Annotated in this window: 22 protein-coding genes and 2 pseudogenes; 7 read left to right on the top strand and 17 right to left on the bottom strand. The window is 61.9% G+C overall.

All coding sequences use genetic code 11. From position 1 onward, the window contains the following. Positions 1-15 precede the first annotated feature (15 nt). Positions 16-555, bottom strand: coding sequence for a hypothetical protein (locus AC3WLT_RS29220; protein ID WP_492595129.1), 540 nt, complete (start codon positions 553-555; stop codon positions 16-18). Between the two features lie 180 nt (positions 556-735). Then, positions 736-1,746, bottom strand: a complete 1,011-nt coding sequence (hpnA, locus tag AC3WLT_RS29215; RefSeq protein WP_492595128.1) for a hopanoid-associated sugar epimerase — start codon at positions 1,744-1,746, stop codon at positions 736-738. A 155-nt stretch (positions 1,747-1,901) separates the two neighbouring features. Here hpnA and AC3WLT_RS29210 point away from each other — a divergent pair, with 155 nt between their 5' ends. Then, on the top strand, positions 1,902-2,195 hold the full coding sequence (locus tag AC3WLT_RS29210) for an acylphosphatase (protein WP_492595127.1): 294 nt from the start codon (positions 1,902-1,904) through the stop codon (positions 2,193-2,195). 90 nt (positions 2,196-2,285) lie between these two features. On the opposite strand, the gene egtD is transcribed toward AC3WLT_RS29210, so the two are convergent. Continuing rightward, a complete protein-coding gene (egtD, locus tag AC3WLT_RS29205) occupies positions 2,286-3,266 on the bottom strand; it encodes an L-histidine N(alpha)-methyltransferase (RefSeq protein WP_492595126.1) in 981 nt (326 codons plus the stop codon). A gap of 509 nt (positions 3,267-3,775) precedes the next feature. Between egtD and rarD the strand changes: the two genes are divergently transcribed. Continuing rightward, positions 3,776-4,672: an EamA family transporter RarD gene (gene rarD, locus AC3WLT_RS29200; RefSeq protein ID WP_492595125.1), complete on the top strand. Its 897-nt coding sequence runs from the start codon at positions 3,776-3,778 to the stop codon at positions 4,670-4,672. A 38-nt stretch (positions 4,673-4,710) separates the two neighbouring features. On the opposite strand, the gene AC3WLT_RS29195 is transcribed toward rarD, so the two are convergent. After that, positions 4,711-5,250 carry an Mpo1 family 2-hydroxy fatty acid dioxygenase gene (locus AC3WLT_RS29195; protein WP_492595124.1) on the bottom strand — a complete coding sequence of 180 codons (540 nt, stop codon included), beginning with the start codon at positions 5,248-5,250 and terminating at the stop codon, positions 4,711-4,713. A gap of 76 nt (positions 5,251-5,326) precedes the next feature. Here AC3WLT_RS29195 and AC3WLT_RS29190 point away from each other — a divergent pair. Further along, positions 5,327-5,437, top strand: a pseudogene (locus AC3WLT_RS29190) (Crp/Fnr family transcriptional regulator); the annotation flags it as partial. A 231-nt stretch (positions 5,438-5,668) separates the two neighbouring features. On the opposite strand, the gene AC3WLT_RS29185 reads toward AC3WLT_RS29190, so the two are convergent. From AC3WLT_RS29185 to AC3WLT_RS29165, 5 genes are all read right to left on the bottom strand, one after another. After that, on the bottom strand, positions 5,669-6,073 hold the full coding sequence (locus AC3WLT_RS29185) for a hypothetical protein (protein ID WP_492595123.1): 405 nt from the start codon (positions 6,071-6,073) through the stop codon (positions 5,669-5,671). A gap of 274 nt (positions 6,074-6,347) precedes the next feature. After that, on the bottom strand, positions 6,348-6,608 hold the full coding sequence (locus tag AC3WLT_RS29180; protein ID WP_492595122.1) for a hypothetical protein: 261 nt from the start codon (positions 6,606-6,608) through the stop codon (positions 6,348-6,350). After that, entirely contained in the window at positions 6,601-7,350 is a 750-nt protein-coding gene (locus AC3WLT_RS29175; protein WP_492595121.1) for a DNA/RNA non-specific endonuclease, read from the bottom strand. Before AC3WLT_RS29175 ends, AC3WLT_RS29180 begins: the two co-directional genes overlap by 8 nt. A gap of 333 nt (positions 7,351-7,683) precedes the next feature. Then, a complete protein-coding gene (locus tag AC3WLT_RS29170) occupies positions 7,684-8,043 on the bottom strand; it encodes a DUF3564 domain-containing protein (RefSeq protein WP_492595120.1) in 360 nt (119 codons plus the stop codon). A gap of 104 nt (positions 8,044-8,147) precedes the next feature. Further along, positions 8,148-9,836 carry an acid phosphatase gene (locus AC3WLT_RS29165; RefSeq protein ID WP_492595119.1) on the bottom strand — a complete coding sequence of 563 codons (1,689 nt, stop codon included), beginning with the start codon at positions 9,834-9,836 and terminating at the stop codon, positions 8,148-8,150. A gap of 440 nt (positions 9,837-10,276) precedes the next feature. Between AC3WLT_RS29165 and AC3WLT_RS29160 the strand changes: the two are divergent. Together AC3WLT_RS29160 and AC3WLT_RS29155 are read left to right on the top strand one after the other, a co-directional pair. After that, positions 10,277-10,720 (top strand): annotated as a pseudogene (locus AC3WLT_RS29160) (VOC family protein); the annotation flags it as partial. Then, complete coding sequence (locus tag AC3WLT_RS29155) at positions 10,713-11,978, top strand: NAD(P)/FAD-dependent oxidoreductase (RefSeq protein WP_492595118.1); 1,266 nt, start codon at positions 10,713-10,715, stop codon at positions 11,976-11,978. The pseudogene AC3WLT_RS29160 and the gene AC3WLT_RS29155, both read left to right, overlap by 8 nt. A 120-nt stretch (positions 11,979-12,098) precedes the next feature. Here AC3WLT_RS29155 and AC3WLT_RS29150 read toward each other — a convergent pair whose 3' ends face one another. Both AC3WLT_RS29150 and AC3WLT_RS29145 read right to left on the bottom strand, forming a co-directional pair. Further along, entirely contained in the window at positions 12,099-12,560 is a 462-nt protein-coding gene (locus tag AC3WLT_RS29150) for a GNAT family N-acetyltransferase (protein WP_492595117.1), read from the bottom strand. A gap of 50 nt (positions 12,561-12,610) precedes the next feature. After that, on the bottom strand, positions 12,611-12,868 hold the full coding sequence (locus AC3WLT_RS29145) for a hypothetical protein (protein WP_492595116.1): 258 nt from the start codon (positions 12,866-12,868) through the stop codon (positions 12,611-12,613). A 114-nt stretch (positions 12,869-12,982) separates the two neighbouring features. On the opposite strand from AC3WLT_RS29145, the gene pdxR reads away from it, so the two are divergent. Then, positions 12,983-14,473 carry a MocR-like pyridoxine biosynthesis transcription factor PdxR gene (gene pdxR, locus AC3WLT_RS29140; protein WP_492595115.1) on the top strand — a complete coding sequence of 497 codons (1,491 nt, stop codon included), beginning with the start codon at positions 12,983-12,985 and terminating at the stop codon, positions 14,471-14,473. Between the two features lie 32 nt (positions 14,474-14,505). Here pdxR and AC3WLT_RS29135 read toward each other — a convergent pair whose 3' ends face one another. The 5 genes from AC3WLT_RS29135 to AC3WLT_RS29115 all read right to left on the bottom strand — a co-directional run bounded on the left by AC3WLT_RS29135 (position 14,506) and on the right by AC3WLT_RS29115 (position 19,129). Further along, a complete protein-coding gene (locus AC3WLT_RS29135) occupies positions 14,506-15,609 on the bottom strand; it encodes an NAD(P)/FAD-dependent oxidoreductase (RefSeq protein ID WP_492595114.1) in 1,104 nt (367 codons plus the stop codon). Positions 15,610-15,790: 181 nt separating this feature from the next. Then, positions 15,791-15,994: a DUF3562 domain-containing protein gene (locus tag AC3WLT_RS29130; protein WP_492595113.1), complete on the bottom strand. Its 204-nt coding sequence runs from the start codon at positions 15,992-15,994 to the stop codon at positions 15,791-15,793. 166 nt (positions 15,995-16,160) lie between these two features. Further along, positions 16,161-17,237, bottom strand: coding sequence for a DMT family transporter (locus AC3WLT_RS29125; RefSeq protein WP_492595112.1), 1,077 nt, complete (start codon positions 17,235-17,237; stop codon positions 16,161-16,163). A gap of 50 nt (positions 17,238-17,287) precedes the next feature. Beyond that, complete coding sequence (locus AC3WLT_RS29120) at positions 17,288-17,434, bottom strand: hypothetical protein (RefSeq protein WP_492595167.1); 147 nt, start codon at positions 17,432-17,434, stop codon at positions 17,288-17,290. Positions 17,435-18,244: 810 nt separating this feature from the next. After that, positions 18,245-19,129 (bottom strand): LysR family transcriptional regulator, encoded by an 885-nt coding sequence (locus AC3WLT_RS29115; RefSeq protein ID WP_492595111.1) that lies wholly within the window; start codon positions 19,127-19,129, stop codon positions 18,245-18,247. Positions 19,130-19,327: 198 nt separating this feature from the next. On the opposite strand from AC3WLT_RS29115, the gene AC3WLT_RS29110 reads away from it, so the two are divergent. Next, positions 19,328-19,744: an ester cyclase gene (locus tag AC3WLT_RS29110; RefSeq protein WP_492595110.1), complete on the top strand. Its 417-nt coding sequence runs from the start codon at positions 19,328-19,330 to the stop codon at positions 19,742-19,744. 296 nt (positions 19,745-20,040) lie between these two features. On the opposite strand, the gene AC3WLT_RS29105 is transcribed toward AC3WLT_RS29110, so the two are convergent. After that, the gene (locus tag AC3WLT_RS29105; RefSeq protein WP_492595109.1) at positions 20,041-20,517 is read right to left on the bottom strand and encodes a hypothetical protein; all 477 of its coding nucleotides are present in this window, start codon (positions 20,515-20,517) and stop codon (positions 20,041-20,043) included. Between the last annotated feature and the right edge of the window lie 144 nt (positions 20,518-20,661).

Raw genomic sequence — 20,661 nt, 5'->3', positions numbered from 1 at the left:
GCCGCTTTTTGCGTATCAGCCCTTGGTGAGCAGCATGTACAGCTGAATCACCATGTCGGGCGAGAACGTGAACGGCACCCAGCCGTGGCCGGTGTGGCGCATGACCAGCAGACGGTCGCCGTTCGACTGTTTCTGCACCGCCATGACCGGGTTCTTCGTCGATACGAAGCGCCAGCCCGGCGGGATGCCCGGAGGCGGCTCCGGCGTCATCGACGCGCGCGCGTTCGACAATTCCTCGATCAGCTGCCCAATCTGCTCAGCGCGCAGCGCGACCGTCTGGCCGCCGATCGTCATGGTGATCTCGTTCTGCGCGGGGCGGTTGATTTCGAGCGTCGGCTGGACTTGCGCGGCGGGCGCTTCGTCTTTGGCTGGCGCCGGCGCTTCAGCCGCAGCCTCTTCCGCTACGGGCTGCGTAGCGGAAGGATTTGCCGGCGCTTGCAGCGCGGCGGTTTCCGTGGATGTCTCGGGGATGTTTTCGGCCTGCGGGGCCACGACAGCCTGGATGAGCTGATCGACGCCCATTTCCAGCGCGCCGAGCTGTTCGTGAAGATTCATGCGAGGTTTCTCTGGTAAGACCCGCGATTTTACCTGCTGCGCGTAGGCTTTTACCTGCGGCAAACAAAGTGACGTTGTAACAAAATGCGTGCAGGCCGCGCCGGACGGTCCGCAGCGGCCGGCATGGCCGTGCGCGGGGAGACCTGCGCGGCCCGGCCCGACCTGATCGTCAGCGACGCATCAGCGCTTCAGATACCCTGCTTGCCTGAACCATTCGAGCGCATCGCTCAGACCTTCGCGATACGGCCGCGCGCGATAGCCGAGTTCGCGCTCCGCCTTCGCCGACGTGAAGTACATCTTGTTCTTCGACATCTTCAAGCCGTCGACGGTGACGAACGGCTCGCGCTTCGTGAACTTCGCGACGGCTTCAGCGCCCACGGCCAGCGGATAGAGCGGCCAGCGCGGCAAGCTCAGCGTCGGCGCTTTGCGGCCGGTCAGCGCGGCGATATCCGCGAGCATCGCCTGCAGCGGCAGATTTTCGCCGCCGAGAATATAGCGCTCGCCGATCTTGCCGCGTTCGAGCGCAAGAAAATGGCCGGCGGCCACATCATCCACGTGCACGAGATTCAGCCCCGTGTCGACGAACGCGGGAATCTTGCCGAGCGCCGCTTCGACGATGATGCGCCCGGTCGGCGTCGGCTTGACGTCGCGCGGACCGATCGGCGTGGACGGATTGACGATCACCGCGGGCAGGCCGTCCTCGGCGATCATCCGCTCCACCGCGCGCTCGGCCAGCACCTTGCTGCGCTTGTAGACGCCGATCGCCTGGTCGGCTTTGAGAGGCGAGGTTTCATCGGCGGATTGGCCGGAACTCGTGACCTTCAGCGTGGCCACGCTGCTCGTGTAGACGATGCGCTCGACGCCTTCCTTCAACGCCGCGCGCATCGTCGCCTCCGTGCCCTCGAGGTTCGAGCGTTCGATTTCGCTCGGGTCCGGCGCCCACAGACGATAGTCGGCGGCGACGTGCAGCAGATAGCGCACTCCGCGCAGCGCGACGCGCATCGACGCTTCGTCGCGCATATCGCCGACGACGATTTCCGCATCCAGCGCCTCGACGTTTTGTCGCGGACTGGTGGCGCGCACCAGCACGCGCACCTTGAAACCCTTCTGCTGCGCGATGCGCGCCACCGACGACCCGACGAAGCCGGAGGCGCCGGTCACGAGCACGAGATCGCGATTCTGTTCGGTCATTCTGTTTCCATTCCCTGCGTGACAGTCGACGGATTGTACGTGGCGCGCACGCCGCGTGTCGCCTCGTGCGGTCCGCGAGCGAACCGGCGAGCAATCTCGCCGCGACGCGACTAGAATGCCGGCTTGAAAGATTGCGTTGCATGGGAGAGGACGGCATGGCCCTGGATCTGGATTCGCGGATCGAAACGTATTACGTGCGGGTGCGCGGCATGGTGCAGGGCGTCGGCTTTCGCCACGCGACCGTGCGGCAGGCGCACGCGCTCGGTGTCAAAGGATGGGTGGCGAATCTCGACGACGGTTCAGTCGAAGCCCTCTTGCAAGGACCGGCCAACCAGGTCGACCGGATGCTGTCATGGCTGCGTCACGGGCCGCCGGCGGCGCGCGTGACCGAGGTCACAGGCGAAGAACGCGCGACGGAAAAGCGCTATGAGCGTTTCGAGCAGCACTGAGCGCGCGCTTCATGGACCGTCAGGCGGCGCGTCATCACGTTGATGTCGCGCCGCCTTGCCACTTGTTTCTCCATAACCGCGCCGACAACCTCAACGCGCCACCAGCAAACTCTCCGCAAAGCCCCATTCCTCTTCGATCCACTGATGGCTGCAGACGAAGCCCGCATCGTCCGCAATCGCGGGCACTTCCTCGGCGCGATATTTGTGGCTGCTCTCCGTCCAGATCGTTTCGCCTTCCTTCAGCGTGACCGTCAATTGCGCCGCGCCCACGTGGACCGTCACGTCGCGTTTCGCGCGCAGATGCATCTCGATGCTGCGCGCGTCCGGATTGAAACGTGCGACGTGCTCGAACGCATCAAGCGGAAAATCGCCATCGAGTTCGCGATTGATCCGCGCCAGAAGATTCAGATTGAACGACGCCGTCACGCCGATCGAATCGTCGTAAGCGGCCACCAGCACCGGCGTCGGCTTGATCAGATCGGTGCCGAGCAGCAACGCGTCGCCGGGGGCGAGCATGTTGCGGATATCGCGCAGAAAACGCGTGGCCGCAAGCCGTCCGAAATTGCCGATGGTGCTGCCGAGAAACAGCACAAGTAAGCGTTCGTCTGACGCGCGGTTCTTGCTGACTTCGGCGAGGCCCGCCAGATAATCGCGCTCGTAACCGACAATCGAAATCCGCTCGATGTCGCCGAGCTCACGTCTGCACAACTGCAACGCGCTGCGCGAAATTTCAATCGGACAGTACGAAGTAGGGCGTTTTTTACACAGCGCTTCCAGAATGCGCCGCGTCTTCCGCCCGCTGCCGCTGCCGAGTTCGGCGACGGTGACGTCGTGCGGCAGATGCGCGACGATGTCCGCGGCGTGCTTCGCCAACAGGCGCTCTTCGGCGCGCGTCACGCCGTATTCGGGCAGCACGGTGATCACCTCGAACAGCGCTGATCCGACTTCGTCATACAGATATTTCGACGGCAGCTCTTTCTGCGGCGCGTGGGTCAGCCCGGCGCGGACCTCGGCGGCAAAGGCGGGGCTCAGGTTGGGTGATGCATCGTGCGAGAGGGCTGGCTGGGTCATGCTGGCTCCAGTAGTCACATTCGGTGGTCGGGGGATGCTGGCCGGACGGCGGCCTGCGCGGCGAAAAGCAGTTGATGCACGCCGCTGAAAGAGGAGCGGACCGGATTCGCCGTGATGTGATGGCGCTTGTATCCGGACCAACAGATTGATGCTGCAAGACTCGTAGCAAGATTCGCGCTTGTGCGGCGAGGTTTGGCGTGTCGACGTCAGACTCGCCGCTCGCGCGTGAAGTTATGTTCTAGTGCATCGGCGCGCGATGCGCACGGAATAAATGCGGCGCGCTGCGGAAAAAGTACGTGGGCTGTCGCCGGATAACCCGTCTAGAATGCCGGCTTGCGTCGTACTTGCGTCCGTACTTGCGTCGTACATCGACAAAATATCGTAGTGCTTGCGCAGCGCACGGATCTGCTTGCTGCGCGCTTGAGACAACCGAATCTAATGACAACAATCCACGCCGCGCCGTTGCATGCTGCGCTGCACACGTTTCCGATTTCGCAGCGGGCCGCCCGATGAACCAGTATGACCCGAAGCGCGGCATTGCGTTGTCGGTCGGTGCATCTGCGCTGTTTGCATTGCTATCGGGCTACACAAAACTTCTCGCGCCGCTGAGCGGCCTCGATATCTTCGCGTGGCGCATCGTGTGGACCGTGCCGGGCGCATTATTGCTGATCGTTTTGCGCCAACGGCTGCCGATATTCCGGCAACTGATTGCCCGTATGCTCCGCGAGCCGGTGCTCGGCCTCTCGATGATCGCCGGCGCGGCGCTACTCGGTCTGCAACTCTGGGTATTTCTCTGGGCGCCGCTGCATGGCCGGATGCTCGAAGTGTCGCTAGGCTATTTTCTGTTGCCGCTGGTCATGGTGCTGGTTGGACGCTTCTATTATCACGAGCGCCTCGATGGCTTGCAGTGGCTGGCCGTCGCCTGCGCCGCATTGGGTGTCGCGCATGAACTTTGGGTGACAGGCGCTTTTTCATGGCCGACCTTGCTCGTCGCACTGGGCTATCCGCCGTACTTCGTGCTGCGCCGCAAAATCAACCAGGATTCGCTGGCGATGTTCACCGTGGAAATGTCGCTGCTGTTGCCAGTGGCAATCGTGGCGGTCATCAGCGGCGGCTCGCTGACGATGATATCCGGCCGTCTCGACATGTGGTGCCTGCTGCTGCCCGGTCTTGGCGCGCTCAGCACGGTCGCGCTGGCTTCGTATCTGAAGGCGAGCCGTTTATTGCCGGTCGCGTTGTTTGGCATTCTCGGCTATGTCGAGCCCGTGTTGCTGGTGGTGATCTCGGTGACCTTGCTCGGCGAAACGCTGGGCGCACAACAGTTGGCTACCTACCTACCGATCTGGATCGCGGTTGCGCTGACCGCGTTGCACAGCGTGCGGCTCGTACGCCTCGCGCCGCGCTGAGCATTGCGCGCTCAATCCGGCGCACGCGCGTGTTCCGTTCAGCGACGCGCCGCCGCACGGTCCGCGTTGATACGCGTCGGGCCCACTTGCGCCTCGATCGCTTCGCGCAGCGCAGGCCGCCAGCCGAAACCGAACAATGCTTCGGCAAGCACGAACAGCGGGCCGATCAGAAGGCCGATCACATCGTCGACAAAGGCCGGCTTGCGATGCTCGTACGCGACGTGGCCAATGAACTGAAACACCCAGCCGACCACGAATAGACCGATGCCCGAGGCTAGCCAGATGAGCGTCGATTGCGCGGCCAGCCACTGACCGCACGCGACGCACAACACCGACACGATTGCCATCATCGCGCCGAGCGGCACGTCGAGCACGAGGTAATAGAGGGTCGCCGCTGCGAACAACAGCCACGCGGGCGATAACGAAAACGGCAATGCGCCCGAAGTGAGCGCGGGTCTGCTCAGCAGGACGGCCAACGCCAGCACGATCATCGGAATGCCGATGAAATGCGTGGCGATATTGCGCCGGTCGCGATGGTAGGCCGCGTATTGCGTTAGCTGTTCGGTCAGCGTTCTCATGGATGCCGCTCCTCGATCAACGTCAGCATAATCGCGGTCAACGGAATTTGAAACCATCGGGTAACCGACAATCTGGCTCAAGCAGTTTGAAACGCAGGGTGCGCTCAAGCTCGGCTACGCGGAGATCGAAATCGCCGACGTGAAAAAACTCAGCGAGCTGGCGGATTTGAAGCCGGCTTCGGATTGATTTTGCCGAATGGTGTGCCAAGCTCGGCACTGCATGTTGCTCACGAAAAGAATGCGTCCAGCGGCCATTCGGCATGGTTGGCGAGCTGATGGCAAGCCCGCGCAAAAGAGCGTCCACAAAAAAAGGCGAGTCATGAGACTCGCCCTCCCTGAACGGCACTGTGCGGCTTCGATTGACAGCTTGAATTAACTACCTATGCATGGCCGGTGCGTGCCGACGACCTGACACGTGTTATTGCGTTTTGGTCGTGTCGGTCTTTGCGCCGTCGGCTTTCACCGGCGCAGCGCTGGCCCCGTTCGCGCCATCCGTCTTGCTCTTGTCGGCGCCTGCTTCGACAGCGTTCTTCTTGGTGGACTTGTGCGTCTTTGCCGTGTGAGCGGTCGACGTCTTCTTCACATGCGACTTCTTCGCGGTTTTCGTTTCAGCCTTCGCGTCAGTCTTGGTGCCGGCCTTCGTCGCGGCCAGGCCGTTGTCGGCGGCGCCGGTTTGCACGGCGGTGGTGGCCTTCAGATTCGCCTGACCGGCGGGTTGCGTTTGTGCGGGTTGTGCGGGTTGTGCGCTCGAAGGTGCGGCCGTTTGTGCGAACGCGGTCGAGACGAGCAGGGCGGAAGCGAGAGCAGCGAAAAGCGTCTTCATGGTTTAACTCCTTGGTTTAACCGCTGGTTTCTTGTATCGCGGCTGAAAATGTTCAGCGCTGCCGGTTTAACGTTGCGCGGAAGACAGGAGTTGACGGTGCGCTAGTGACAAAACGTAAGGACTGAAACAGGATGGTTCGCGTCGTAGGTGGTCGACGCGAGGATGCGATCGTTTAGACAGGGTTCATGCTAGGCGTTTGCTGCGTGGCGGCGAAGGCGGCACCAAAGTGCATCGCCTTCGCGCATCGGCGCTGCGTGAGTGCGTCTTGATCGCCCTATTGGAACGGGTTCTGAATGACGCCCGGTTTTGCATCCGGCTCGTCCTTCACCCTGGCTGGCAGATCCTTTTGCGCCTGCAATGAAGCCACGACTGCGTCGACTGCTTCCTTCAGCGCCAGCGCTGCCTTCAGGCCGCGCTGATCCTGGGTCAACTCGAGAGTCCCGGCCACGACCACACGCGTCGTGCCGTTGCTCACGGTGAGCGCGTCGCCTTGAATGTTGAGTACGTCGTCATCGTTCGAATAGGGTTTAAACACCTTTCAGTCCTCCCGGTCGCTGATCTTTGAGATTCTCCGGAATGCCCGGAAAACGGATGCCGCTTGCCGCTTCGAGTTCGTGAATCGTCTTGATGTCGTAACGGTTGGTCGAGACATTGTCCACCATCACCGCAAACGCCAGTTGCTTCGACGGCACGTAGACGGCCTTGAACAATTGCGTCGGCACGAAGACGCGCGTCGGCCCGATGGTCTGCAATTGCCGGCCGCTGAAAATCGGCCCGGTCACGACGTAGGTCTCGTCGTATGACATTGCGATCTTGCGCACTGACGTTTCAATGCGCGCCCACAAGCGCTGGTTGTTCTCGCGGTTCTGCGGCACGACGTTGGCGAGCGAAAACGATTGTGCCATCGCTTCCTGATTCCAGCGATTGCCGGCCGGGCTCATGTGGCCGCGATCGAAACCGCTGCGTTTATAGTCCGCCAGCGTTGCGCCTTCGCCGTCGGGCAAGCGCGCGTCTTCGAAGAATTTGTTGGTGCGCACCATGTCTTTGGCGGCCTCGATGTGATCGCGCGTCAGATGCTCGGCGGACCATAGCGGACCATGCGTGATCCCGGAATGCAGAACGGCGAAATCGGTGTAGCAAAGCATGCGCGTTTTCGGCGCCATCTTCTGATTGGTCAGCACCGGCCATTGCGCGTTCGGCGTGAACTGGGTGCAGGAGGGCGCCGCGCTCGCGTGAGCGGCGACGGCAAACAATAGACAGCTAAACCACTTCTTCATGAGTCAGTCAGTCGAGGGAGGGGGGCGCAAGTATAGCGTTGCGAACCCGTTTCGAGCGACGTGGAACACGCGAATAAACAGCGGAAAAAAGGGGGATTTGCGCGAAGCGCAGGAGATGACCGGACTCACGCCGGACAAAAAAAGGGGCCGCCTTGCAGCGACCCTAATGCGTGGATTTCCAACTCTACGCAAGCAAACTTAAGAAGGGCTTAAATGCGGGGAAGGTGCGGAGCGCGAATGAACTGCCCGCAAATCGGACGCAAAAACTCGCCGCGCACACGAGGTGCGCTTCGAGTCGAACAGGTGGTCGAGCGACAAGAACCGCTCCGGAAGTTAATTTCCGAACACGCTGTGTTCCGCGTGGATCGTTTGCCGGTCGACGGCTTGCAAGCGCCAGAAGCCGCTGGTCGGCGCGCGCGCCGGTACGGCCGTCCATGCGGCCGCGCCTTGTGCTGCACTGACTTGCTGCTTGCGGTCGACGTGCAATCCGCGCAGCGTGCACAGCGGCGCGTCCGTGCTCGGTGCACAGAGCGTGGTGACGCCGTTGTCGTCGTGTAACTCGCCCCACGGGGGCAGATCGATCCCTTGATGCGCTTCTCTCGACCACCGATGCTCTTCGGTATCGAGCCACAGCACAGCGTAATCATGGTTAACGGTGGGATCGGAACCGTTGATCAGGATGGTCAGGCGCATGGCAGTTCCGTACAAAATGCGAAGTGTTGCCCTACCAGTCTATGCCGCGATGCGCGTTATGCAAGCCAAAGGTATGACGGCCGATCCGGCACGAAAAAACTCTCTCAGACAAGATTAAGCGCACCAGTCAGATCGCCAGGCGCAGCGAGGCCGTTCTGCGCAAATGCACGATCTCGCGCGATGACCCCATCGAGCGGCGCCAGCCCATGCACGCGACTGATAAACCGCAAAATCGAGTTGGTGTCATACACCGTATGATCGACGTATCCCCTCTTCGCCAACGGCGAAATCACCAGCGCGGGAATCCGCGAGCCCGGCCCCCAGCGGTCGCCCTTGGGCGGCGCGACCGGATCCCACCAGCCGCCGTTCTCGTCGACGGTGACGATCACCACCGTGTTGGCCCATTGCGCACTGCGCTGAATATGCCCGACGACATTCGCAATATGCCGGTCGCCTGATTCGACGTCCGCGTAACCCGCGTGCATGTTCAGGTCGCCTTGCGGTTTGTAGAACGTGACGGCCGGCAGGCGCCCCGCATCGATATCGGCGAGCAGACGATTGGTCGATACGTTGTTGCCCAAGCCCGCATCGCGCAGATATTTGCGGCGCGCCGCGGTGCCCGGCGCGTAATTGGCGAAGTAGTTGAATGGCTGATGGTGATACTGGAAATCCGGCACGGCGCCGGTGTCCTGATGCTCGAGTGCGTATTGCCAGGCACCGCTGTACCACGCCCAATCGATATCCTTGTCCGTCAAACGGTCGCCGATCGTCGCGAAATTTTGCGGCGGCAGGACACGCGGATTCGACGGATCGGCGAGCGCAGGATCGCCGCCTTGCGCCGGGCGCACGTTGCTCGGCTGATAGGGCGGCGCCATCGTGTTGACGGCGTAGCCGTCGGCGGTGAACAAGCCGTCGTTGACGAATTTCGGCGGGCCGTCGAGCGCGGACGCCGGCGAATCCGCCGCCAGCTTGAGGCGCGCGCCGGCAGGATTGTCGCCTTCGACCACCGACACCAGCTTCTTCGCCGGACTGTTCTGCACGTCGGGATAGAACGGCGCCTGCGCCGAAATCAGAAAGATGTGGTTCAGCCACGAGCCGCCGAAGGCCGCCATGAAGAAGTTGTCGCAGAGCGTGTACTGCCGCGCGAGATTCCACAGACGCAGCGTGTCGGCGGAATTGCGGTAGTGGCCCATCACCAGGCCGCCGGAATCGCTCCACGCGGCGAACTGATCGTTGCGCCCCGCGTTGATCTGCATCTGGTTCTGATAGAAGCGATGCACCAGATCGCGTGTAATGACGCCGTTCGGCAGCGGCGCGCCCTGCGCGTCAGTCAGGTGGAACGGCCGGTTCTGCAGGGCGCCGACATCGCGTTCGCCAATCATGTAGCGCTTGCCGTCCACTTCCTGCGCCTGCGGTACGAGGCCGCCCCAGATTTTCGGCAATTGCGGCAGCGGCGTCTTGCCGTCGCGGTCGAGTTGGAGGTAACGCTCGGCGGTCACTGCATCGAGTGGAGACTGGACGCCGGGAAAATTGCCGTACAGGTTGGCGAAACTGCGGTTCTCGGCGTAGATCACCACGATATGACGCACCTGCTCGCGCAGCGCGGCGTCGAGTCGCAAGTCGTCGGCAGAGCGCAGCGCCGTGCCGTTCGCCGCGCTCTGCCCGGCAGAGTGGCAGCCGGCGAGAGCGAGTCCTATGCCGACCGCAGCGAGGCCGGTCAGGACGCGGCGGCGCTCGGGATCGTCAGGGGCGTCGTCGGGATTGGGTGGCAGGGTGGCGTCGTTGTCGGTCATCGGCGTTTTTCGAAATTTGCGGGACAGGCATCCGAGTGCTGTGCGCGGCGGCGTGCGTGCGACGTCGGTTCGAGGTTTGGATCGGTCTGCTTATGGCAGTCGCCGCTTGACGCGCCAACTGTTGTGCGTCGCGTCAACGGCTAGCAGGAGCCAATGCTTTGCGTCGACGGGATGACGCCTTTGCGTGGCGTAGCCGTCGACGGTCAATTCGAGTTCGTCGGGTGCCCGCCGGACGCGTGCGACGAGCGAAAGCTCGGCGATGTGACGACGCGCTACGAACCGCATCAAAGGATAGCACCGGGTGAAACGGTGGCGGTGTACAAACTGCACCGGCGGCAACGGCCCATGACGCGGCAAATTTTGTGCTGTCGAACGTGGTGCACGCATGGCACACGCACCGTTCGCCGGATAAATGGCCGCCCCATGCTTCGCGCTATCATTTCGAAATGTCGGATCGTTATCCGGGCCGCGGCGCCTTCATGCGCTGCGCGCCGCACGGCGGCCACCACGACATTTTCCTGCTGGCGCTGCCCGGCGGCAAACGCGGCCTGAATCACGTCGCGTTCACCGTGCGCGATATCCACGAAGTGTTCGGCGGCGGCATGCATATCAGCCGATGCGGCTGGGATACGCAACTCGGGCCGGGACGTCATCCGGTTTCGTCCGCGTACTTCTGGTACTTCCAGAATCCGGCCGGAGGCCTGATCGAGTACTACGCCGACGAAGATCAGCTGACGCCTGAATGGCAGCCGCGCGACTTCGAACCGGGTCCAACCGTGTTCGCCGAATGGGCGATCGAGGGCGGCATCGACGGCAATACGCGTCGCCAGAAGAACGCGAAGGCGCCGGAAGGCAAGTTCATGACGGAGCGTAAATATGACTGACGCTGCTGCTGCAAAGGCGCAAGCCGCCCACGCCGGACTCGAAGCGCCACGCACGATCGTCGTGATCGGCGGCGGCCAGGCGGCCGGCTGGGTCGTGAAGACATTGCGCAAGGAAGGTTTCGCGGGCCGCCTCGTGATGATCGCCGACGAGATTCATCTGCCGTACGAGCGCCCGCCATTGTCGAAGGCCGTGCTGACCGGTGAAGCGGATATCGAAACCGTGCGGCTCGTTACGCCGGACGATTTCGAGGCGCTGAATGTCGAAACATGGCAACCGGATTACGCGACGTCGATCGACCGCGAGCAACGCATCGTGCGCACGCAGTCGGGCCGCGACGTGCAATACGACCGTCTGGTGATCGCCACCGGCGGCGCGGCGCGCCGTCTGCCGGATGCGCTGGTGAAGACCTCGCATATCGCCTATCTGCGCACGCTCGACGAAGCTGTCGCGCTCGGCGAACGGCTGCGCGCCAGCAAGCGCGTGCTCGTCATAGGCGGCGGCTGGATCGGCCTCGAAGTCGCGGCGACCGCGCGCAAGCTCGGCGTGCAAGCGACGGTGGTGGAAGGCGCGTCGCGTCTGTGTGCCCGTTCATTGCCGCCGATGGTGTCGAACTTCCTGCTCGAGCTGCATCGCGCGAATGGCGTGGACGTGCGCTTGCACGCGTCGCTGGTAGCGCTTGCCGATCATCCGCACGACGCCGACCGCATCCGCGCAACCTTCGCGGACGGCTCGACGCTCGACGCCGATTTCGCCGTCGCCGGTATCGGCCTCACGCCGCACACCGCATTGGCGGAAGCCGCTGGCATCGAGGTGCGAGACGGCATCGTGGTCGATCACTTCGGCGCGACCGACGATCCGCGCATTTTCGCGTGCGGCGACGTCGCGAATCATCCGAGCGCGTGGCTCAAGCGCCGCGTGCGTCTCGAATCGTGGGCCAACGCGCAGAACCAGGCGATCTCCACCGCGAAAGCCTTGCTCGGCACCTTCGAACCGTATGCGGATATTCCGTGGTTCTGGTCCGATCAATACGACGTCAATCTGCAAATCCTCGGCGATATTCCGGGCGATGCGCAACTCGCCGTACGCGGCAATCTGTCGGGCAAACGCGCCACGCTTTTCTATCTGGAAGACAACGCGATTCGCGGCGTGATCGCCATCAACACTCCACGCGAACTGAAACTGTCGCGCAAGTGGATGAACCAAGGCCGGACCATCGACCTTGCCACACTGACCGACCCCAACACGGCGCTTGCCTAACCACACCTACGGACGGCACTACGAATTGGTAAAGCGGCGGAAGCAATGCGGTAGAAGCAAAGCCGTAGCATGAAGGCGAAGGGCGCACTGGGTGGTGCGCCCTTTGTGTTTGCCGCGACGTTACAGCGCCTTGCGATACACCACAAAGCCCGAGCGTTCCGCGACGCTATCGTAGAGCCGCATCGCCGTCTGATTCGTTTCATGCGTCTGCCAGTAGACGCGTTGCGAGCCGTCGGCCTTCGCCCGCGCATACACCGCCTCGATCAGCGCACGGCCGACGCCCTTGCCGCGCTCCGATTCCAGCGTGTACAGGTCTTGCAGATAGCAGGTCGGGCCTGCCATCGTCGTGTGACGGTGATACAGAAAGTGCACGATGCCGAGCAACTTGCCGTCGCGTTCGGCGACCATCGCATGCATCGGCTCGTAGCCGTCGAAGAAACGTCCCCACGTAATCTGCGTGATTTCGCGCGGCAATGCGGTTTCGCCGGAGCGGCCATAGAACGCGTTGTAGGCATCCCACAACGGCAGCCACGCGTCGAAGTCGGCGGGCGTGACGGGGCGGATTTGAATCGATTCGGACATGACTGCGGTTCCTTGACTGGTTATGGTTTGTGGGCGAGCGGTTCGCCCCGTTACGGTTGAGTCGAACAAGCATAGACGGCTGCGCTAAACGCCTGCTCGCGATCTTCCTGGCTGGCGGGGTTTGCGTTGACCGCGCTGCCGCGCTCCGCCAGGCGTGCGGTGATGCAAGCGTTCAGCGTCGCGCGCGCCGTTGCCGCGGGGTCCAGCATGTAGTACGCGAGAGCGGCGCACGCCAGCGCCGCGCACCACGTTGCCACGGCGCCATAGCTCAAGGCTGCGGTCATAGCGTGACGTGCGTGCGTATTCATGGCATCGGCCCCTCTGGCTGCGTGCGGTTATTGGCGACTCGACAGCCGTCAGCATAAGAAATTTGTGGCACCATTGTTAGCTCCACAATGCGTTCAGAATTTGGAGCCACGAACTTGGACTATGGTCTGTTGATGTCGAACGTCGAGCGGGCGCTGGGTGGCCGCAAGCTAACGCAGCAGGACTTGCTGTACGAGAGCCTGCGCCGCGCGATTCTCGATGGCGACATCCGTCACGGCAGCCAGCTCGTGCCGACGCGTGCGCTCGCCGAGCAACTCGGCATCGCGCGAAATTCGGTGCTGTACGCGTATGAACGGCTGACCGAAGAAGGCTTTATCACCACGAGCCGGCATGGTTCCATCGTCAGCATGGTGAGCGGAGCGGGGGCGTCGATAACCATGGCCCGCGCAGGCGCGAACCCGTCTGCGAACCGTCTGTCGCATCGGGTCACCGGCCTGCCGCGTGAGCGCAGCAACCCGGACGACCCCACGCCGTTCCGTCCCGGCGTACCCGCACTCGATGAATTTCCGCTCGCGCAATGGCGCGCTTCGATGGAGCGCGCATGGCGTTCGGTCGAGCCGAGCGAACTCGGCTATGGCAACAATTCCGGGCATCCCGCGTTACGCCGCTCGATCGCCGAATACGTGCGCGTGTCGCGCGGCGTGCGGTGTTCGCCCGAACAGGTGTTCATCACCGCGGGCACCCAGGCGAGTCTCGATCTGTGCGCATGCATGCTGGCCGATCCCGGCGATAGCGTGTGGGTCGAAGATCCCGGTTACCACGGCGCGAAGGCTGCGTTCCAGGCCGCCGGTTTGCGACTGGTGCCGATTCCCGTCGACGCCGCCGGCATCGCGCCCACGCCGGATCATTGGCAGCGGACGCCGCCGCGTCTGATGTACATCACGCCGTCGCATCAGTATCCGCTCGGCAGCGTGTTGAGCCTGGAGCGGCGCTGGTCGATCATCGAGCACGCGGTGGCGCGCGGCGCGTGGATCATCGAAGACGACTATGACAGCGAACTGCGCCACAGCGGCCCGCCCTTGCCGTCGATCCAGGGGCTCGCGGCCGATACGCCGGTGATCTACCTCGGCACCTTCAGCAAGACGATGTTTCCGGCGCTGCGCATGGGCTTTATGATCGTGCCGGCGAATCTGGTCGCGGAGGTGGACGAGGCGCTCGGCGAGATCGCGCGGCAGGGGCGCGTGGCCGAACAGATCGCGTTGGCGGATTTCATCGATAGCGGGAGATATGCGCGGCATCTGCGGCGCATGCGGCGGCTTTATCAGCAACGCCGCGCCGCGTTGGTGGATGCAATCGAGCGGCACATGGGCGATCTGGTGACGATCTCCTCCGACAGCGGCGGCATGCATTTGACGGTGCGGCTCGATGCGCCGCTGCGCGATCAGGACGTGAGCGCGGCCACGCGCGAGCATGGCTTGCATATCGCGGCGCTGAGCGCGTTCTGTCAGCCGTCCGCACAGAACGCCGCGCACTACAACGGTTTTATGCTCGGCTACGCAGGCATCAAACCGGACGAAGCCGATGCATGGGTAGCGCGGCTCGCTGCCGTAGTGCGTGGACTGGATCGCGAACGTACGCGCCGTTAGAGCGGCATGGTCGTTGTTGTGACGAAATCTGGCTATGCCATTTCCGCTCTGAGCCAGCGCGCGAGCATGGCGTCGTCGTCCGTATGCAGCGCTTGCGCGATGCGCCGCCCGACCGCCGCGCCGAATTTATAGCCGTGGCCCGAGCATGCCGACACAACCAGCGTGTTGCCGAGGCGCTGCGAAAAGAAACGTGTATCCGCCGTGAACGTATACGCGCAAGTCTTTACTTCGGTGACCCTATATTCGTCGATGCGGCCGAAGGGTGGCGAGAACAGCCGGCGCAAACTGTCGCCTTCGGCGGGCGCGGCGACGCGATCGGCGTCTGGATCGGCGGCGCGAGTCTTGTGCACGCCCGCGCCGAACTTCAGGCCGACGCCGTCGATAGGCGGCAGCACGTAACCGCTGCTAGCGCCGCCGATATCGACAATCGCCGGCGCGTTCGACCACGCGTCCTGCAAGTCCGCGGGCGGCTCCATATAGGCGACCGCGTTGCGATAAGTCATCAGCTTTTCAGCGAGTGCGGGGAACAACTGCGAGGTCCAGGCGCCAGCGGTGACCACGAGCTTGTCGCCGCGAACCGTGCTGCCGTCTTCGAGTTGCACGGACGCCGCGTGCGGATCGACAGCGAGCGCTTTTGCATGCATGCGGATCTCGGCGCCGCGCATCTTGAGCCAGGCTTTCATATCGTGTGCTATGCGTTCGCTGAAGAGCGCGCCGCCGTCATGGTCGAGGTACGCGTAGCGAAAGGTAGCGGGATCGAGAAACGCATAACGTTCGGCCGCTTCGCGCGGTTCGAGCCGTTCGTATTCGAATTCCATCCGGTCGAGGCCGGCGCGGAACAGTTCGGCGCCGTCGCCCGCGTATTGCGAAATGCCGAGCACGCCGCAATTGGCGTAGTGCGAAACGCCGAGGTCGTCCCACAGCAAATCCCAACTGTCGAACGCTTCAGCGATGGTACGCGCATAGCCGTCGGCGTCGCCGTATGCGCGGCGGATTATTCGGTGCCGGTCGCCCGACGCGGCGAGCGGATTGGGAATCGAACCCTGCTCGATCAGCGTGACGTCATGTCCCAGCTTCGCCAGCGACCACGCCGTGCTCAAGCCCGCAATGCCCGCGCCTACGATTGTCACCCGCATGCCTCGTCCTCAAAACGGTTGGTTCGGTTCAGAGTCTAGCAGCGGGAAATTTCTGGCAGCGGGAAAATTAATTCGGTGCGCGTTCGCGCGAATCAGCACATGCAAGCCAGCGAGGCTCGCGTGAAACGGTATAAAGCAACGGTATAAAGCAGGCGGTGGTCTCCGCGCGTCGATCAACGTATCAGTGTTTTTGGTTAGACGAATTCCGCAACTGGTCGCGTACCTTCTTCGCGGCGAAGAGCGGCACGTAATCGAAGACGCGCGCATCGTGTCGATAGTCGGCCAGCGTGTCGGCGTACATCCTGGAGACCGTTTCAGCAGGCGTATCGGTTTCTTCCGCGATGCTTCTTACCACTTCGTCGACGTTGGGTTCGGGCTGAGACATGAGAATCTCTCCAGAGCAGGCAGGATGAACCGCGGACAAACAGGAGTTTTATTAGAGAACGTGATTCGCGGCTATGCCAATTGAATCGATCTATCGCAGGATTCGTTCCACAGAGATTTTTGTCTTGCAGCCAGCAAGTTCCTGCGCCGCGCCGTCATGCGAGAAATCAATGCGTATGCCGATGATGAATATCTGGGAAATGCGCGTGAGTATGCGAGATTGGTGCATGGCGATGCGGATGGGTATGCGGCTCGTTGCCGTCCCATACGAAATCGTGCTCATGCTGATGATGCGCGTCGTGCCGATGATGATGCGTGTGGTCCAGTGCATCGTGCGTATGCGGATGCTCGTGACGTTCGCGGATGTGCAGCCAGACGCCCAGCGTCATCAGCGCGGTTGCGACCCAGAACAGCAGCGGCGGCATTTCAGGCCACAACACCCACGACAAGGTCACGCCGAAGAGCGGCGCGACCGAGAAATACGCGCCGGTGCGCGCGGTGCCGAGATTGCGCAATGCTACGACGAATAGCACGAGACTCACGCCGTAGCCGGCGAAGCCCGTCAGCATCGCAAGCGTGATGGTCGCGGCCTTCGGCCATGCGACGCCGAGGGTGAACGCGAGCGCGATATTCACCGAACCGGCCACGAGTCCTTTGACGCACGCAATGAACATTGCATCGTTAGCCGACACCTTGCGCGTGAGATTGTTGTCGATGGCCCAGCAGGCGCACGCGGCGGCCAGCAGCAGCGTGCCGGGCGGCAGGCCTGCCGCGCCCGGTTGCCACGACAGCGCCACGCCGCCCGCGACGATCGCGGCCATGCCGAGGAATACCTGCACGTCGACGTTCTCGCGAAACACGACCCATGCGATCAGCGCGGTGAATACGCCTTCGAGATTCAGCAGCAGCGAGCCGGTGGCCGCGGGCGTCGTCTGCAAACCGAGCATCAGAAGCGCCGGACCGGCGACGCCGCCCGCCGCGATCGCGCCGGCGAGCCACGGTACTTCGCGTAAAGGAAAGCGGTCGTGGCTGACGCGCTGTCCGCGGGCATGGCGTTGCAGCCGGCGCAGCAGGATCAGCACGGCGAGGCCGGTGCCGCTGCCGAGGTAGAACAGACCGGCGAGCAGGAACGGCGACAGCGAGCCGAGCAGCGCTTTGGCGAGGGGCGTGGTCGCGCCGAACAGCGCGGCGGCCAGTAACGCGGTGAAAGCTGCGGTGAAAGCCGCGTTAAAGCGAGTCGACATGAGTTTGAAATCCGGTTGAAGTTGAAGCGGGCGTTGCCGACACGATAGCGCTATCCGTCCGCCGACGCCTCGGGAAACAAGCGCTCCGACAGAAAATCCACGAACGCCCGCAGTTTCGGCGACAACTGCCGGCTCGACGGCCATAGGACCGAGAACTGTCCCGCGTGCGCGAGATGGTCTTCGAGGACGGTGCGCAGCGTGCCCGCGCGGATCGCGTCGCGGGATAGCGCTCGGCGAACTCGGGCAGGATCGGCAACAGGAAGCGATAGCCAATGGTCGGCAGACTCACGCGCAACCGTCCGCGCGGTGTGGCATTGGCTTGCAGCATCATCGAGCCCAGCGGGCATTCAGAAACTCTGCGATGGCGCGCCTACGAACCGGAAATAGAGTCTCGATCACATATGAGAAAAGCAGATACCCTTCCAAAATCACCCTTACGTGCGGGGTTGCGCAAGAAAAGTCCCAATCCTCGTGATCGGACTTCACCCATCGTGTGAGCGGAACTGCTCGCACCAAGGCGATCCCATGTGCGCAAAGTCGGGTGAACAACTTCGTGGCGTATCCCTTGTGAGCCTCGACAAATCGTCCCGACGCTGCTTGGTTTACTGCGATCGCTTCGCAGATAGCCGCGTCGAACCTATTTAGCGCAGTAACGTAGTCAGCTCGAGTCGCCCGGTTCTCTGCAATAACTTACTCGGCAGCACGATTGACGCCGTCGGGAATTGCAAATTCTTCATGTGTGGTCATATGGCAGAGGCCTCCTTGATCCTATTGCAAATAGTTGAGGCCGATGAACGTCTGTCGCTTGCACGAAACCGGCACCTGAACGCCCATCTTTATTTGTTGACGAGTGGCAGAAGCTGGCCGGTCTCCGCCTGCCGGCGATCGGCAGCAGTCGACCCATCAGAGACCTTCAGTTTTCCCGAAAGCGGTCACTGCCATCGGTGCCTGCTCGACAGAGTGTGGCACCGATGGCATCTGAACAACGCTGAGGAACCATAGCTTCGCTAAGCTCCAAATTGCTCAATCGCAAAATCCAGAAAGCACCGCAGCTTGGGCGTCACTCGGCGATCGTGGACATATAGAACGTGCAATGGCCGCGAAGGAGCCTGATAACCCGGAAGCACGACAACCAGATTGCCACGATCGAGCTCGCCCTTCGCCAGTTCCACGGGTTGAAGCATGACACCGACGCCCGCCACTGCGGCCGCTAGTAGCACCTCTCCGTGGTCGGCCATAAACCGACCCGACACCTGAACAGAGACTCGCCCCTCCGGGCCATCAAACGTCCACTCCGATCTTAGCGACGTGTGCATAAACCCAAGACACTCGTGATACTGGAGGTCAGCGGGAGTCGTTATGCGCGGGTTCGCGGCAAGGTACGACGGCGCAGCGCACAGCACCAACCGGTATGGAGCCAGGGGCTGAGCAATCAGGCCGCTATCCCCCAACTCCCCAATCCTGAACACCGCGTCATAACCCTCGTCAATCAGGTCAACGGCTCTATTTGAAAGAGTCAGGTCAACTGCGACCTGCGGGAAGGCCTTAAGGTAATTCGGCAACTTCGGCGCCAGGGTGTGCATACCGAAGCTAACCGGAGCATTCACCTTCAGGCGACCGGTCGGCACCGCGCGGGTTTCAGCAACGAGATTTTCAGCCGCCTCGACCTCCGCCAGGATGATCTTGGCGCGTTCGTAGAACGCCCGTCCGACATCGGTCAGACTTTGCCGACGCGTCGTTCTGTTCAGCAAGCGCACACCCAGGTTCTGTTCGAGCAACTGGACGTGCTTCCCGACCAGTTGCGGCGACATCTGAAGCGCGTCCCCGGCCGCTGAGAACGAGCCCAGCTCGACTGCTTTCGTAAAAACGCTCATGCCGGTCAAGCGATCCATTCCAAACATCCTGTTGTGAATGTCCAAAGATATCACGCATTTATCTCGATGAATTTTCAATCTAGACTTGTTCAAGACGTCGCAAACGCGCTCAATCGCGCACATGCGCGACGCACCGCAGCCGGCTCCACACCTCACTAGCAGCGCACATGAACCTCGCCGTTGCGAACGACGGCAATCACTTACAAGGCTCAAACCATGACCGTCGAATCGAACAAACTCTTGATGTTTCGCTTTCTCGAATTCATTAATACAGCCAACGAGGCACTCGCCGACGAGCTTATTGCTGCCGACGCAATCTTCCACGTCCCTGGCCGCCCTGACCCGTTGACGGGACCGCGCGGGTATATGGAAATCATTGGCATGATGCGTTCCGGCTTCCCCGACATTCAATGGACACTCGAAGAAGTGATCGCGGAAGACGACAAGATTGCTGCACGGTTCATCATGCGCGGTACTCACCAAGCCACCTTCTTTGGCGTGCCTGCGAGCGGAAAGAAGATTCAGGTTCAAGCCATGAACTTCTATCGGTTTTCCAGCGGGAAAATTGTCGAAGAGCGCGGGCAACCTGATCTACTCGCCCTCTTGCAGCAAATCGGTGCGGTTCCACGCTGAGCGGAAGATAGTCGCGCCCGGCGTATGCACGGCCAGTCGGGACGACCATGCCTATGCACCTTTTTTCGCGAGTTGGATAGCCGAAGAGACGAGCCACTACGGAACCGCGAATACCGCAACCCGATCTCTCTGAATGGCCACCGGTAGCGAACATCCATTACGCGGGTCGACCTTCGCCTATATGGGTATGGTTTCCCATGTGATCGTGCTCACACAAATTGTCGACGATCTTGGCCACAGTGTGGCCGAAGAGTGCCCCTTGCAAAGAACCGTGTCGAGCGGTTCGAGGCCGGCTTCTACTCTTTGGATTTCTTCACCGCCCTATGTCTCGGCCCACGTTGCAGGATCGCATAACGCTCGAAGTTCGGACCGCGCTCTCTGAATTTCTTGTACCAGCTGAGCTTATCGCCCTCAACCACAAAAAGGTCTGCTTGCGGGTCGAATTTCGGGCAATTGAAAGGTTCATTCCCAAATGAACCATCGCTACAGAAACGGACCACTAACCTCAGACCGCGGGCATCACCCCTTAGTGACCCCGACGATACTTCTTGCGTACTGCCGTCGCTCCACGTTCCCGATACCTGATTACCGTGCTGCTCAAGATCAAGTTCGGCGCCGTAAGAAAGCCCGTCATTGTTTCGATCCTGAAATTCCCAATGACCATCGAATGGACCGTCAGCCATCGCCGCCGACGGCGCGATAACCAGTGTGAGAAGCAATGTCGTGATCCAAGAATTTTTCACACTGATAGCCGAATTGAAATTGTCGTACACACTGACAGGGCTAACCGATTAGGTACTGATTGTCGACGATCTTCAACTGGGTGTCGAACGTCTCAAACTGGCCGAACCCTGACGCAGGGGCATGTAACGGCCCCAAACGGCCGTTGTCCACGCTCAGGCTGCCCAGCAATGATG

This window comes from Paraburkholderia sp. FW306-2-2C-D06C (assembly GCF_058781505.1).
Note: the sequence above shows the minus strand (reverse complement) of the source record. Positions and strands in the feature narration are given on the sequence as shown.